At 70.3% G+C, this 13,381-nt stretch carries 16 protein-coding genes; 13 read left to right on the plus strand and 3 right to left on the minus strand.

Going from position 1 to position 13,381, the window contains the following annotated elements:
• Positions 1 to 14: 14 nt before the first annotated feature.
• The 3 genes from BLR90_RS03790 to BLR90_RS03800 are packed head-to-tail and all read right to left on the minus strand — an operon-like array spanning position 15 to position 2,640.
• Positions 15 to 947, minus strand: a complete 933-nt coding sequence (locus tag BLR90_RS03790) for a COX15/CtaA family protein (RefSeq protein WP_245715138.1) — start codon at positions 945 to 947, stop codon at positions 15 to 17.
• Positions 938 to 1,708 carry an ABC transporter permease gene (locus BLR90_RS03795; RefSeq protein WP_245715139.1) on the minus strand — a complete coding sequence of 257 codons (771 nt, stop codon included), beginning with the start codon at positions 1,706 to 1,708 and terminating at the stop codon, positions 938 to 940. The genes BLR90_RS03790 and BLR90_RS03795 overlap by 10 nt, the downstream gene beginning before the upstream one ends.
• On the minus strand, positions 1,705 to 2,640 hold the full coding sequence (locus BLR90_RS03800; protein WP_091022635.1) for an ABC transporter ATP-binding protein: 936 nt from the start codon (positions 2,638 to 2,640) through the stop codon (positions 1,705 to 1,707). The genes BLR90_RS03795 and BLR90_RS03800 overlap by 4 nt, the downstream gene beginning before the upstream one ends.
• A gap of 24 nt (positions 2,641 to 2,664) precedes the next feature.
• Here BLR90_RS03800 and BLR90_RS03805 point away from each other — a divergent pair, with 24 nt between their 5' ends.
• From BLR90_RS03805 to BLR90_RS03865, 13 genes are all read left to right on the plus strand, one after another.
• Positions 2,665 to 3,030, plus strand: a complete 366-nt coding sequence (locus tag BLR90_RS03805) for a hypothetical protein (protein WP_143016098.1) — start codon at positions 2,665 to 2,667, stop codon at positions 3,028 to 3,030.
• On the plus strand, positions 3,023 to 3,430 hold the full coding sequence (locus BLR90_RS03810; protein WP_091022637.1) for a hypothetical protein: 408 nt from the start codon (positions 3,023 to 3,025) through the stop codon (positions 3,428 to 3,430). The genes BLR90_RS03805 and BLR90_RS03810 overlap by 8 nt, the downstream gene beginning before the upstream one ends.
• Before the next feature lie 47 nt (positions 3,431 to 3,477).
• Positions 3,478 to 4,197 (plus strand): helix-turn-helix transcriptional regulator, encoded by a 720-nt coding sequence (locus BLR90_RS03815; RefSeq protein WP_091022638.1) that lies wholly within the window; start codon positions 3,478 to 3,480, stop codon positions 4,195 to 4,197.
• Positions 4,194 to 5,612 (plus strand): Fe-S cluster assembly protein SufB, encoded by a 1,419-nt coding sequence (sufB, locus tag BLR90_RS03820; protein ID WP_091022639.1) that lies wholly within the window; start codon positions 4,194 to 4,196, stop codon positions 5,610 to 5,612. The genes BLR90_RS03815 and sufB overlap by 4 nt, the downstream gene beginning before the upstream one ends.
• 88 nt (positions 5,613 to 5,700) lie before the next feature.
• A complete protein-coding gene (gene sufD, locus BLR90_RS03825; protein ID WP_245715140.1) occupies positions 5,701 to 6,879 on the plus strand; it encodes a Fe-S cluster assembly protein SufD in 1,179 nt (392 codons plus the stop codon).
• Positions 6,876 to 7,211 (plus strand): non-heme iron oxygenase ferredoxin subunit, encoded by a 336-nt coding sequence (locus BLR90_RS03830; RefSeq protein WP_091022641.1) that lies wholly within the window; start codon positions 6,876 to 6,878, stop codon positions 7,209 to 7,211. The genes sufD and BLR90_RS03830 overlap by 4 nt, the downstream gene beginning before the upstream one ends.
• 34 nt (positions 7,212 to 7,245) lie before the next feature.
• A complete protein-coding gene (sufC, locus tag BLR90_RS03835; protein WP_091022642.1) occupies positions 7,246 to 8,007 on the plus strand; it encodes a Fe-S cluster assembly ATPase SufC in 762 nt (253 codons plus the stop codon).
• Positions 8,007 to 9,263: a cysteine desulfurase gene (locus BLR90_RS03840; RefSeq protein WP_091022643.1), complete on the plus strand. Its 1,257-nt coding sequence runs from the start codon at positions 8,007 to 8,009 to the stop codon at positions 9,261 to 9,263. Before sufC ends, BLR90_RS03840 begins: the two co-directional genes overlap by 1 nt.
• 3 nt (positions 9,264 to 9,266) lie before the next feature.
• On the plus strand, positions 9,267 to 9,719 hold the full coding sequence (gene sufU / locus BLR90_RS03845) for a Fe-S cluster assembly sulfur transfer protein SufU (RefSeq protein WP_091022644.1): 453 nt from the start codon (positions 9,267 to 9,269) through the stop codon (positions 9,717 to 9,719).
• Complete coding sequence (locus BLR90_RS03850; RefSeq protein WP_091022645.1) at positions 9,712 to 10,074, plus strand: metal-sulfur cluster assembly factor; 363 nt, start codon at positions 9,712 to 9,714, stop codon at positions 10,072 to 10,074. The genes sufU and BLR90_RS03850 overlap by 8 nt, the downstream gene beginning before the upstream one ends.
• A gap of 171 nt (positions 10,075 to 10,245) precedes the next feature.
• Positions 10,246 to 10,857 (plus strand): acVLRF1 family peptidyl-tRNA hydrolase, encoded by a 612-nt coding sequence (locus BLR90_RS03855; protein ID WP_091022646.1) that lies wholly within the window; start codon positions 10,246 to 10,248, stop codon positions 10,855 to 10,857.
• A 30-nt stretch (positions 10,858 to 10,887) separates the two neighbouring features.
• Positions 10,888 to 11,793: an ABC transporter ATP-binding protein gene (locus BLR90_RS03860; RefSeq protein ID WP_091022647.1), complete on the plus strand. Its 906-nt coding sequence runs from the start codon at positions 10,888 to 10,890 to the stop codon at positions 11,791 to 11,793.
• Positions 11,790 to 13,361 (plus strand): ABC transporter permease, encoded by a 1,572-nt coding sequence (locus BLR90_RS03865; protein WP_091022648.1) that lies wholly within the window; start codon positions 11,790 to 11,792, stop codon positions 13,359 to 13,361. Before BLR90_RS03860 ends, BLR90_RS03865 begins: the two co-directional genes overlap by 4 nt.
• The last annotated feature ends 20 nt before the right edge of the window (positions 13,362 to 13,381 follow it).

Genomic DNA, 13,381 nt, shown 5'->3' on the forward strand with positions numbered 1-13,381 from the left:
TGAACCGCAGGGGCTCAGAGGCGCTCGACGCGCAACTCAGAAGGCGGGGTCCCGGACGGGTCCTGTTGAACCACGGTTAGCAGCACCCAGGTCACGGCCGCGGAGATCAGCGCGGCGCCGAGCATGTGGAAGCCGACGAGGATCTCGGGGAGGTCGGTGAAGTACTGGACGAAGCCGATCGCGCCCTGGCCGACTGACACGGCAAGCAGTACGGCGACCGCCTTGCGCGCCTCGTAGGCCGCGCCGACAGCGACCAGCGCGAAGAGCAGACCGATGGTGAGGCCTATAAACAGGAAGACCGAGTCGGCGTGGAGCTGGCTCACCTGGACCGGGTCGAGGCCGTTGCGGGGGGCCTTGACGTCGCCGGCGTGGGGTCCGGAGCCGGTGACGACGGTGCCGAGGTAGAGGACCGCCCAGGCGGCCGCGAAGGTCGCCCACGCGAGGCCGGCCAGGCCACCTCCGACCCACACCGGGTCCGGGCGGTCGATGCGGCGGATGAAGACCACGGCCAGCCCGATGATCGCCATCGAGCAGAGCAGGTGGAAGGAGACGACCCAGGGGTTGAGGTCGGTGAGGACGGTGATGCCGCCGATGACGGCCTGGGCCGGGATCCCGAGCGCCAGTACGACGGAGAGCCGGCGCAGGTCGCGACGGGCGGTGCGCCAGGCGGCCACGAAGGTGGCGACCGCGACGGCGACCAGGACGAAGGTGAGCATCCGGTTGCCGAACTCGATCGCCTCGTGGAGGTCGAGCGCGCCGTGGGGACGGAACGACTCGTCGGTGCAGCGGGGCCAGGTGGGGCAGCCGAGCCCGGAGCCGGTGAGGCGGACAGCGCCGCCGGTGACGACGAGCATGACGTTGGCGACCAGGGTGGCCCAGCCGAACACCCGGACCGCCGTGACGGTGGTTGAGGTGCGAGCGGAGCGAGCCTCGAAACCTACTCCCACTTGAACGTCCTCGCCGTGAGGACGGCACCACCGATCGCCCACCCCAGGAGCACGGCGAGCTCGCGCCAGACGACGGTGGCGTCGGTGAGGGCGCCGCGCATGGCGTTGCCCAGGGCGCCGGAGGGGAGCCAGCGCACGACCTCGCCGAAGTCGCCGTACGCCGAGGTGGGGAGTACGACGGCACCGCCGGCGAGCAGCAGCAGGTAGACGAGGTTGGCGGCTGCCAGGGTCGCCTCGGCGCGCAGCGCGCCGGCCAGAGCCAGCCCGAGGGCGGCGAAGGCGGCGGTTCCGAAGACGATCGCGAGCACGACGCCGACCACGTTGACGTCGGGCTCCCAGCCGAGGGCGAGACCGACGACGGAGATCACGGCGACCTGCAGCACCTCGACCAGCAGCAGCGCGCCGATCTTGCCCGCGAGGAGACCGGTGCGCGACAGCGGCGAGGTGCCGAGCCGCTTGATGACGCCGTAGCGGCGCTCGAAGCCGGTCGCGATCGCCAGCGACGTGAAGGCCGTCGACATGATCGCCAGCGCGAGCACGCCGGGGGTGATCACGTCGACCGCGCGGTGGGAGAACTCCAGCCCGATCCGGTCGGAGCCCTTGACGCCGCCGACCAGGACGATCGCGGGGATGACGACGGCCAGCAGCAGCTGCTCGCCGTTGCGCAGCATCAGCCGCGCCTCCATGCCGGCCTGGGCCAGCACCTGGCGGGGGAGCGGTGCGGCTCCGGGCTTCGGGGCGAACGTGCCGGACGCGGTCACGGGGACAGCTCCTTCCCGGTCAGCTCGAGGAAGACGTCCTCGAGGTTGCGCTGACCGAGCTGGAGCGACTCCGGGAGCACGCCCTGCTCCTCGCACCAGCGGGACACCTTGGCCAGGGTCGTGGCGTCGGCCGGCCCGGTGACGAGCAGGCTGACGGCGTCGAGCTGGGAGACCACGGTCTCGTCGCCGAGGGCGGCGCGCAGCGAGTCGGGGGCGCCCGGCGGGAACGGCCTGGTGACGACCAGCCGGATCGTGGTCACCGTGCCGCCGCGGATCAGCTCCAGCGGCGAGCCCGACGCGACCAGGCGGCCGTGGTCGATGATGTGGATGCGGTCGGCGAGCCGCTCGGCCTCGTCCATGTAGTGGGTGGTGAGGACGACCGTCACGCCGTCGGCGCGCAGCTCCTCGAGCAGCTCCCACGTCGTACGGCGTACCTGCGGGTCCATGCCCGCGGTCGGCTCGTCCACGAAGACCACCTCGGGGCGCCCGACGAGGGCCAGGGCCAGGCCGAGACGCTGCTGCTGCCCACCGGAGAGCCGGCGGTAGGGGGTGCGGCCGCAGTCGGCCAGCCCGACCCGCTCGGCCAGCATGTCGACGTCGAGGGGGTGGGCATGCAGCTTGGCGAGGTGGCGCAGCATCTCCATGGCGCGCACGCCGCTCCAGGCGCCGCCGCCCTGGAGCATCACGCCGATCCGCGGGTGCAGCTCCTTGCGCTGCCGCACCGGGTCGAGCCCGAGCACGCGCACGCTGCCCTGCTGGGGGCTGCGATATCCCTCGCAGGTCTCCAGCGTCGTGGTCTTGCCGGCGCCGTTGGGGCCGAGCACGGCGGTGATCGTGTGTTGCTCCACGGTGAGGCTGAGCCCGTCGACCGCGACCTTGTCGCCGTACCTCATCACCAGACCGTCGACGGAGACGGCAGGCGTATCGGACACGGCCAGCAGTCTAGGGTTGCCGCCGTGAACGACTGGGTCATGGGTGCAGTGCTGGTCCTCTCCGTCGTGACCTTGGTCGCCGTGGCGGTGCTCCTGGTGCGCGACGAGACCGCCGGCGACCCGACGTTCGTGCTGCTCGCGGTGGTCGAGCTGGTGCTGCTCGTCCAGCTGGTCCTGGGAGTGGTGCGGCTCGCCGCGACCGACCGGGACGTGCCCGGGGTGCTGTTCGTGAGCTATCTCGTCGGCGTCGCGCTGGTGCTGCCGATCGGGGCGTTCTGGTCGCTGGCCGAGCGGTCCCGGGCCGGCACCGCGGTGCTGGCCGCCGCCGCCTTCACCGTGATCGCCCTCGAGGTCCGGCTCTGGGGCATCTGGGTGGACGCCGGTGCGTGACGTGTCGCTCTCCTCCGGCCCCGGGCGCCTCCTGGTCTTCGCGTACGGCGTGTTCGCCGTCGCGGCGACCGGCCGCTCCGTGCTCCAGCTCGCCACCGACGCCGGGCGCGCGCCGGTGGCCTACTCGCTCTCGCTGCTCGCGGCGGTCATCTACCTCGTCGCGACCACGTGCCTGCTGCTCGGCGGACGCCGCGGCTGGCTGGTGGCGGTGGTCGCCTGCACCCTCGAGCTCGTCGGCGTGCTCGGCGTCGGCGCGCTCAGCTACGTCGCCACCGACCTGTTCCCGGACAAGACGGTCTGGTCACACTTCGGGCAGGGCTACGGCTACCTACCGCTGGTGCTGCCGTTCGCCGGTTTGGCCTGGCTCCGCGCGACCCGGCCGGAAGTGGCGCCGGGTTAGGCAACCCTTGCTTGAAAGCGCAATCGCATTAACGTCACACTGGTGTTGTGGAATTCGACGAGGCGCCCCTCACGGGGCCGGACCAGACGACGCGGCAACGCGTCGTACGGTCGATCCTCGTCGACGGACCGTCCACCGCGGCGGCGCTCGCCGACCGGCTCGACCTGACGCCGGCCGCCGTACGTCGCCACCTCGACCAGCTGGTCGAGGAAGGTGCCGTCGAGGCCCGTGAGCCGCGCTCGCTGGCCGGCCGCGGACGAGGCCGACCGGCCAAGCTCTTCGCCCTCACCGAGGTGGGGCGCGACGGCTTCGACCAGAAGTACGACGACCTCGCGGTGCTGGCGCTCCGGTTCCTCGCGGAGACCGGCGGCGAGGAGGCGGTGCGCGAGTTCGCGGACCGTCGCGTCGCGTTCGTCGAGGAGCGCTTCGGGCCGCTGATGCGGGCCAAGCCGCACCTGAGCCCGGCCGAGGTGCTCGCCGAGATCTTCACCGACGAGGGCTACGCCGCCACCGTGCGGCAGCTGCCGGTCGTGGGGGAGCAGCTGTGCCAGCAGCACTGCCCGGTCTCCCACGTCGCCCACGAGTTCCCCCAGCTGTGCGAGGCCGAGACCGCGGCGATCAGCCGGGTCCTCGACCACCACGTCCAACGCCTGGCCACGATCGCCCACGGCGACGGGGTCTGCACGACCTGCATCCCCAGCTCGTCCACCAGCTCGACCGTCACGAAGTCCGACAACGCCGACTACAAGGAGAGGGTCACCAGATGACCTCCATCGAAGAGCTCAACCCCGAACTGAAGGGGATCGGCCGTTACGACTTCGGCTGGGCCGACACCGACGTGGCCGGCGCCACCGCACAGCGGGGCCTCAGCGAGGACGTCGTGCGCAACATCTCCGCGCTCAAGAACGAGCCGCAGTGGATGCTCGACCTGCGCCTGAAGGGCCTCAAGCTCTTCCACCGCAAGCCGATGCCCACGTGGGGCTCCGACCTGGGTGCGATCGACTTCGACAACATCAAGTACTTCGTCCGCTCCAGCGAGAAGCAGGCGGCGACGTGGGACGACCTCCCCGAGGAGATCAAGAACACGTACGACCGGCTCGGCATCCCCGAGGCGGAGAAGCAGCGCCTCGTGTCGGGCGTCGCGGCCCAGTACGAGTCCGAGGTCGTCTACCACTCGATCCGCGAGGACCTCGAGGAGCAGGGCGTCCTCTTCCTCGACACGGACACCGCGCTGCGCGAGCAGCCCGAGCTGTTCCAGGAGTACTTCGGCACCGTCATCCCCGTCGGTGACAACAAGTTCGCCGCGCTCAACACTTCGGTGTGGTCCGGTGGCTCGTTCATCTACGTGCCCAAGGGCGTCCACGTGGACATCCCGCTCCAGGCCTACTTCCGGATCAACACCGAGAACATGGGGCAGTTCGAGCGCACGCTGATCATCGTCGACGAGGACGCCTACGTGCACTACGTCGAGGGCTGCACCGCGCCGATCTACTCCTCCGACTCGCTGCACTCCGCGGTCGTGGAGATCATCGTGAAGAAGGGCGGCCGCTGCCGCTACACGACCATCCAGAACTGGTCCAACAACGTCTACAACCTCGTCACCAAGCGCGCCGTCTGCGAGGCCGGCGCGACCATGGAGTGGGTCGACGGCAACATCGGCTCCAAGGTGACGATGAAGTACCCCGCCGTCTACCTCATGGGCGAGCACGCCAAGGGCGAGACGCTGTCGATCGCGTTCGCCGGCGAGGGCCAGCACCAGGACGCCGGCGCCAAGATGGTGCACGCGGCGCCGCACACCTCCAGCTCGATCCTGAGCAAGTCGGTGGCTCGCGGCGGTGGGCGCACGTCCTACCGCGGCCTGATCCAGATCAACGAGGGCGCCTACGGCTCCAAGTCCAACGTGCTGTGCGACGCGCTCCTCGTCGACCAGATCAGCCGTTCCGACACCTACCCGTACGTCGACATCCGTGAGGACGACGTCTCGATGGGCCACGAGGCCTCGGTCTCGAAGGTCTCCGACGACCAGCTCTTCTACCTGATGTCGCGCGGCATGGAGCAGGACGAGGCCATGGCGATGATCGTGCGTGGCTTCATCGAGCCGATCGCGAAGGAACTCCCGATGGAGTACGCCCTCGAGCTCAACCGCCTGATCGAGCTGCAGATGGAAGGGGCTGTCGGCTGATCCCGACGCCCCCGTTCACGGTGGTTGAGGTGCGAGCGAAGCGAGCCTCGAAACCACATCCGAATAGCTAGGAAGACACTCAGTGACTGTGACCGATGCTGCACGCGAGAGCGTGGAGTCGATGCTCGAGGCCAACCCGACCCGGAGCCACCTCAACCCGCCGCCGTCGTACGACCTGGCGGACCACCCGCTCCCCACGGGGCGCGAGGAGATCTGGCGGTTCACGCCGCTCAAGCGGCTGCGCGGCATCCTCGACGGTGAGGCCTCCGCGGCTCACCTGACCTGGGAGACGTCGCTGCCCGAGGGCGTGACCCTCACCGAGATCACGGCCGAGCAGGCCGTCGAGCTCGGCGAGCTGGCGCCCAACGACCGGCCGTCGGCCCTCGCCGTCGCCCGGGCCGGGGGAGCGCTGCTGCTGGACATCCCGGCCGAGGCCGAGCCCGACGCGCCCGTGTGGCTCAAGCTGCACGGCGAGTCAGTCGACGACCTGGTCTGGGGCCAGCTGGTGATCCGGTTCGGTCGCTTCTCCAAGGCCACCGTCGTCCTCGAGCACACCGGCTCGGCCCGTTACTCCGCGACCACCACGGTCGTCGTCGGTGACGGCGCCAACGCCAACGTGCTCAGCCTCCAGGACTGGGACGACGACGCGGTCCACCTCGGCCGCGACGCCATCCGGGTCGGCCGCGACGCCTCCGTGCGCCACACCGCCATCACGTTCGGTGGCGACGTGGTCCGGCTCAACGCCAACGTCGAGTACGACGGCCCGGGCGGCGAGGCCGAGCTCCTCGGCCTCTACTTCGCCGACGAGGGCCAGCACCTCGAGCACCGGCTCTTCGCCGACCACAACCAGCCGCGCACCAAGAGCCACGTCGTCTACAAGGGCGCGCTCCAGGGCCAGGGTGCCCACACGGTCTGGATCGGCAACGTCCTGATCCGCAAGATCGCCGAGGGCATCGAGACCTACGAGGAGAACCGCAACCTGGTGCTCACCGACGGCTGCCACGCCGACTCGGTGCCCAACCTCGAGATCGAGACCGGCGAGATCGAGGGCGCCGGCCACGCGTCGGCCACCGGCCGCTTCGACGACGAGCAGCTGTTCTACCTGCGCTCGCGCGGCGTCTCCGAGGCCGAGTCGCGGCGTTTGGTCGTGCACGGCTTCTTCAACGACCTGATCCGCAAGGTCGGCGTCGCTTCCCTCGAGGAGAAGCTGATGGCCACCGTCGAGGAGGAGCTCGCCAAGAACGTCCTGAAGGACGTGACCGGATGACGTTCGAGCGGGCCTGCGCCGCGACCGACGTACCCACCGACGAGGCCCTCGGGGTCAAGGTCGGTAACGTCGACGTCGCGATCGCACGCCACGAGGACGAGTTCTTCGCGCTCCAGGACCTCTGCTCCCACGCCGCGGTCCCGCTCAGCGAGGGTGAGGTCGAGGACTGCACCGTCGAGTGCTGGCTCCACGGCTCGCGCTTCGACCTACGCTCGGGCAAGCCCAGCGGCCTGCCCGCCACCGAACCTGTCGCCACCTTCCCGGTGGAGGTCCGCGAGGACGGCGTCTACGTCGACGTCTCGACGACGCTCAACGGCGTACGCCCCACCTGACACCCCGACTTTTCACACCGCTAGGAGAAAACGCATGAGCACGCTGGAGATCAAGGACCTGCACGTCTCGGTCAAGACCGAGGACGGCCCCAAGGAGATCCTCAAGGGGGTCACGCTGACCATCAAGGACGGCGAGACCCACGCGATCATGGGGCCCAACGGCTCCGGCAAGTCGACGCTGGCCTACTCGGTCGCCGGCCACCCCAAGTACGACGTCACCAGCGGCTCGGTGACCCTCGACGGCCAGGACGTCCTGGCCATGTCGGTCGACGAGCGGGCGCGCGCCGGGCTGTTCCTGGCGATGCAGTACCCCGTCGAGGTGCCCGGCGTCTCGGTGTCCAACTTCCTGCGCACCGCCAAGACCGCGGTCGACGGCGAGGCCCCCAAGCTGCGCACGTGGGTCAAGGACGTCAACAAGGCGCTCCAGGACCTCAACCTGGACCCGACGTTCGGTCAGCGCTCGGTCAACGAGGGCTTCTCCGGTGGCGAGAAGAAGCGCCACGAGATCGCGCAGCTCGAGCTGCTCAACCCCAAGATCGCCGTGCTCGACGAGACCGACTCCGGCCTCGACATCGACGCGCTGAAGGTGGTCTCCGAGGGCGTCAACCGCTTCCGCTCCCAGGAGGGCAAGGGTGTCCTGCTGATCACGCACTACACGCGGATCCTGCGCTACATCACGCCCGACCGCGTCCACGTCTTCGTCGACGGCAAGATCGCCGACCAGGGTGGGCCCGAGCTGGCCGACGCGCTCGAGGCCGAGGGCTACGACAAGTACCTCAACAAGGCACCGGCCTGATGGAGGGCCTGCTCCCCGAGCTGGACGTGATCCGCAAGGACTTCCCGATCCTCGAGCGGAGGCTCGACAACGGGCAGCAGCTGGTCTACCTCGACAGCGCCAACACCTCGCAGAAGCCGCAGGTGGTCATCGACACGATGGTCGACCACCTCGAGCGCCACAACGCCAACATCGCGCGGGCCATGCACCAGCTCGGCGCCGAGTCGACCGAGGCGTTCGAGGCCGCGCGCGACAAGGTGGCCGCGTTCATCGGGGCGCCCTCGCGCGACGAGGTGATCTTCACCAAGAACGCCACGGAGTCGCTCAACCTGGTCGCCAACACGCTCGCATGGGCTACCGGCGAGCTCGCGATCGGTGCGGGCGACGAGGTCGTTATCACCGAGATGGAGCACCACTCCAACATCGTGCCGTGGCAGCTGCTGACGCAGCGCAAGGGCGCCACGCTGCGCTGGTTCGGGCTCACCGACGACGGACAGCTCGACCTGTCCAACCTCGACCAGCTGATCAACGAGAAGACGAAGGTCGTCTCGCTGACCTGGGTCTCCAACATGCTCGGCACGATCAACCCGGTCACCCAGATCGCCCGCCGCGCCCACGAGGTCGGCGCGATCGTCGTGGTCGACGCCTCCCAGGCCGTGCCGCAGCTGCCGGTCGACGTCACCGCGTCGGGCGCCGACCTGCTCGCCTTCACCGGACACAAGGTCGTCGGTCCCACCGGCATCGGCGTGCTCTGGGGCAAGCGTGCGGTGCTCGACCAGCTGCCGCCGTTCCACGGCGGCGGCGAGATGATCGAGACCGTCCGCATGGACGTGTCGACCTACGCCGGCATCCCGCACAAGTTCGAGGCCGGCACCCCGCCGATCGTCGAGGCCATCGGCCTCGGCGCGGCGGTCGACTACCTCGGCCACATCGGCATGAAGGCCATCCACGCCCACGAGCAGGCGATCACCGCCTACGCGCTCGAGGGGCTCGCCACCGTCCCCGGGCTCACGGTCCTCGGCCCGCTCGACGCGACCCAGCGCGGCGGCGCGATCTCCTTCGAGCTCGAGGGCGTGCACCCGCACGACATCGCGCAGGTGCTCGACTCGCGCGGCATCGCCGTCCGCGCCGGCCACCACTGCGCCAAGCCCGCCCACGCCCGCTTCGGGGTGCAGAGCTCGACGCGGATGTCGTCGTACCTCTACACGACCCCGACCGAGATCGACGCCCTCGTCGAGGGACTGGAATACACCCGGTCCTACTTCAAGTTGGGTTAACAGATGAGCACCGAACTCGACTCCCTGTACCAGGACATCATCCTCGACCACGCGAAGCGTCGGTTGAACGCCGGACTGCGCGAGCCGTTCGAGGCCGAGGTGCACCACGTCAACCCGACCTGCGGCGACGAGGTCACCCTGCGCCTGCACCTCGAGGGCGACGTCGTTCGCGACATCTCCTACGACAACCAGGGCTGCTCGATCTCGACGGCGTCGGCCTCGGTCATGACCGAGCTGCTCGTCGGCAAGACGGTGGCCGAGACCCAGCCGATCCACGACGCATTCCTCGAGATGATGCGCGGCAAGGGTCAGGTCGAGCCCGACGAGGACGTCCTCGAGGACGCGATCGCCTTCGCCGGTGCCGCCAAGCTCACCGCGCGCATCAAGTGCGCACTACTGTCCTGGATGGCCTTCCAGGACGCCCTCGTCCGAGCCCAGGAGGACTCCGATGCCTGACCACAGTGACCTGCCCGACGTGCCCCAAGCCGCTGGTGGGGTGTCGACGGTCTCCGTCGACGACGTCACCGAGGCGATGAAGGACGTCGTCGACCCCGAGCTCGGGATCAACGTCGTCGACCTGGGCCTCGTCTACGACGTCCACCTCGACGACGCCAGCAACGTCGTCCTCGACATGACCCTGACCTCCGCGGCCTGCCCGCTGACCGACGTGATCATGGACCAGACCAATTCCGCCCTGGAGGGCCTGGTCAACGACGTCGCCATCAACTGGGTCTGGATGCCGCCCTGGGGCCCCGACAAGATCACCCCCGACGGCCGCGAGCAGCTCCGCGCCCTCGGCTTCAACGTCTGAGGCGCGACACCCCGAGCGCAGCGAGGGGTGTCGCGACCCGAAGAGGTCGAGCGAGCCCCGAGGGCGAGCCTGCGAGCCCGCGACGGGCGGGTCGAGACCTGAAGGTGGTTTCGAGGCTCGCTTCGCTCGCACCTCAACCACCGTGGGGGTCGCTTCGCTACCGTCGCTCACGTGCCGATCTTCGTTCCTCCCGACCGTCTCGAGCGATGGGTCGCCAACTTCGAGGCTCGCCACGGCACGACGCAGTACGCCGTGTCGGGCGGCGCCCTGCGCGGGGTGGCCGACGACGGCTCCGACTTCTCGGCGGTCCTGCCCTTCGACCAGCGCTACGCGGGGGAAGCCGCTGCGTCGGCGTTCGCCGCGGCGACCCGAGCCGCCGTGCCGGACGACTGGGGCGTGCTGCTGGTGCGCAAGGGCGGGTTCGCGGTCGCCCGGATGGCGGGGGACACGTTCGCCGAGTCGAAGGTGGGCCAGCGGCACGTGCAGGGGCGCACGAAGGCGGGCGGGCAGTCGCAGCAGCGGTTCTCCCGGCGCCGCGACAATCAGGCGCGCCAGGCCTACGAGGCGGCCGCCGACCACGCGGCCCGGATCCTGGGCACCGGCCGCCGCCCGGTCGTCACCGGTGGTGACCACGGCGCGGTGGCGGAGGTGCTCGCCGACCAGCGGCTGCGCGGACTCACCGTCGTCGAGCCGTGGCTGCCCGTCGCGGACCCGAAACGGGGCATCCTCGAGCAGGCCGCGCGCGACGCGTGCGCCGCACGGTGCGACGTACACAACGCCTAGAGAAGCCCTCAGAGGGCTATCGTCGGAAACGTGGCCACCTCGCCCATCGAGATTCACGGACTCACCAAGCACTTCGGGGCGACGGTCGCCCTCGACCGCCTCGACCTGAGCGTCGCGAAGGGCGAGATCCACGGCTTCCTCGGGCCCAACGGCGCCGGCAAGTCCACGACCATCCGGGTGCTGCTCGGCCTGCTGCGCAAGGACGCCGGCGAGGTCGTGCTCCTCGGGGGCGACCCGTGGGCCGACGCCGCGGAGCTGCACCGCCGGCTGGCCTACGTGCCCGGTGACGTGAACCTGTGGCCCAACCTGACCGGCGGTGAGGTGATCGACCTCCTCGGCCGGCTGCGCGGCGGCATCAACCGCCGGCGCCGCGACGAGCTGCTCGAGCGCTTCGAGCTCGACCCCACCAAGCGCGGCCGCAGCTACTCCAAGGGCAACCGGCAGAAGGTGGCGCTGGTCGGGGCGCTCGCCTCCGACGTGGAGCTGCTGCTCCTGGACGAGCCGACCTCGGGGCTCGACCCGATCATGGAGTCGGTGTTCCAGTCCTACGTCGACACGTTCCGCGACAACGGCGGCACGGTGCTGCTGTCGAGCCACATCCTGGCCGAGGTCGAGGCGCTGTGCGACCGCGTCAGCATCATCCGCAGCGGCCACGTCGTCGAGAGCGGCACCCTCTCCGAGCTGCGCCACCTCACCCGTACGGCGGTCAGGGTCGACCTCGCCTCGCCGCCGCGTGGCCTCGCGGAGCTCGAGGGGGTCTACGACCTGGAGGTCGACGGCACGAGGGCGAGGTTCAGCGCCGAGACCGCCCGCCTCGACACCGTGCTCGCGGCGCTCGTCGACGTCGGTGTGCGGTCGCTCACCGCCACGCCGCCGACGCTGGAGGAGCTGTTCCTGCGCCACTACGGCGACCAGCTGGAGCCCACGGAGCCATGACCGGCTGGGCCCTGCTCCTGCGTACGTTCCTACGTCGCGACCGGTGGCACTTCCTCTGGTGGAGCGTCGGCCTGGCGATCCTGTACGTCTCCCAGGGCTGGAGCGTCGACGGGCTCTACATCTCGCAGCAGGACTTCGACGAGGCCGCCGCGCTGATGGAGAGCAACACCGCCTTCATCGCGATGACCGGACCGCCGCGGGCCCTCAACACCACCGGTGGCCAGGTGATCTGGCAGTCGGCCGCCTTCGGCGCGGTCACCATCGGGCTCATGAGCATGGTGCTCGTCGCCCGGCACACCCGACACGAGGAGGAGACCGGCCGCGAGGAGCTGGTCCGCGCCGCCGCCATCGGGCGCTACGCGTCCCTGGTGGCGACGACCGTCACGGTGCTGCTGGCCAACCTCGTGGCCGGTGCGCTGGTCGGCGGCGGCCTGGCGGCGTACGGCCTGCCCGTCGCGGACTCCCTGGCCTCAGGAGCGGGACTGGCGCTGTGCGGTGCCTTCTTCACCGGGGTGGCCGTCCTGGCCGCGCAGCTCACCTCCACCACCCGGGGCCTCTACGGCCTCACCGGCGCGGTCATCGGGACGGCGTACCTCCTGCGCGCGATCGGCGACGTGGGCTCGTCCTGGCTGAGCTGGGTCAGCCCGATCGGCTGGTACCAAGCCATGCATCCCTACTCCGGACTGCGTTGGTGGCCGGCGCTGCTGCTGGTGGCCGCAGCCGCTCTGGCCCTCTCGGTGGGTTACCTGCTCTTCGTACGACGCGACCTGGGCTCCGGACTGATGGCGGCCCGCCCCGGACCGGCTCGCGCCGGGGCCGGGCTGCGCAGCGGCTTCGGCCTCGCGTGGCGGCTCCAGCGCGGCTCGGTGATCGGATGGTCGGTCGGCATGCTGCTGGGCGGACTCTCCTACGGGTCGATCGGCGACCAGGCCGGCGATCTGCTCGGCGACTCCGACCTCACCCGGGAGATGTTCGCCGGGGGCGCTGAGGATCTCGTCGATGGCTTCTACGGCTTCTCGCTGATCATGCTGGCCCTGATCGCGACGGCCTTCACGCTCTCGGCCGTCTCACGCCCACGCAGCCAGGAGGAGGCGGGCCACGCGGAGATGCTGCTGGCCACGGGGGTCACCCGGCTGCGCTGGCTGGCAGGTCAGCTCGCCGTCTGCCTCCTGGGCACGTTCCTGGTGGTCGTCTGCGCCGGCGTGGGTCTGGCCGTCGGCTATGCGCTGGCCACCGGCAAGGGCAGCGGCTTCGAGCGGTTCGCGCTCCCGATGCTCGCCCAGGTCGCTCCGCTGCTCGTCGTCCTGGGCTTCGCAGTGCTCCTGTACGGCGTGATCCCGCGCCTGCTGGCCGCCGGCTGGGCGCTGCTCGGCTTCGCCGTGGTGGTGCTCATGTTCGGCGAGGTGTTCCGCTTCCCGGAGTGGCTGAGGAACCTCTCGCCTTACGAACATCTCGCGCTCGCCCCTGCCGAGCCCTTCCGGATCGCGCCGTTCCTCGTGCTCCTGGCGCTGGCGGCGGTGCTCACGGGGCTCGGCGCGTTCGCGTTCCGCAGGCGCGACATCGCGTAGCGTCCGCCTCATGTGGCAGC

Origin of the sequence: Nocardioides szechwanensis (genome assembly GCF_900103935.1) — a bacterium.
In the GTDB taxonomy this organism is placed as follows: Bacteria; Actinomycetota; Actinomycetes; order Propionibacteriales; family Nocardioidaceae; genus Nocardioides; species Nocardioides szechwanensis.

Bases quoted from the DNA above. Each gene is read 5' to 3' on its own strand.
- sufU (WP_091022644.1), top strand. From the start codon at position 9,267: ATGAGCACCGAACTCGACTCCCTGTACCAGGACATCATCCTCGACCAC.
- sufC (WP_091022642.1), top strand. From the start codon at position 7,246: ATGAGCACGCTGGAGATCAAGGACCTGCACGTCTCGGTCAAGACCGAG.
- sufB (WP_091022639.1), top strand. From the start codon at position 4,194: ATGACCTCCATCGAAGAGCTCAACCCCGAACTGAAGGGGATCGGCCGT.
- BLR90_RS03865 (WP_091022648.1), top strand. From the start codon at position 11,790: ATGACCGGCTGGGCCCTGCTCCTGCGTACGTTCCTACGTCGCGACCGG.
- BLR90_RS03830 (WP_091022641.1), top strand. From the start codon at position 6,876: ATGACGTTCGAGCGGGCCTGCGCCGCGACCGACGTACCCACCGACGAG.
- BLR90_RS03840 (WP_091022643.1), top strand. From the start codon at position 8,007: ATGGAGGGCCTGCTCCCCGAGCTGGACGTGATCCGCAAGGACTTCCCG.
- BLR90_RS03850 (WP_091022645.1), top strand. From the start codon at position 9,712: ATGCCTGACCACAGTGACCTGCCCGACGTGCCCCAAGCCGCTGGTGGG.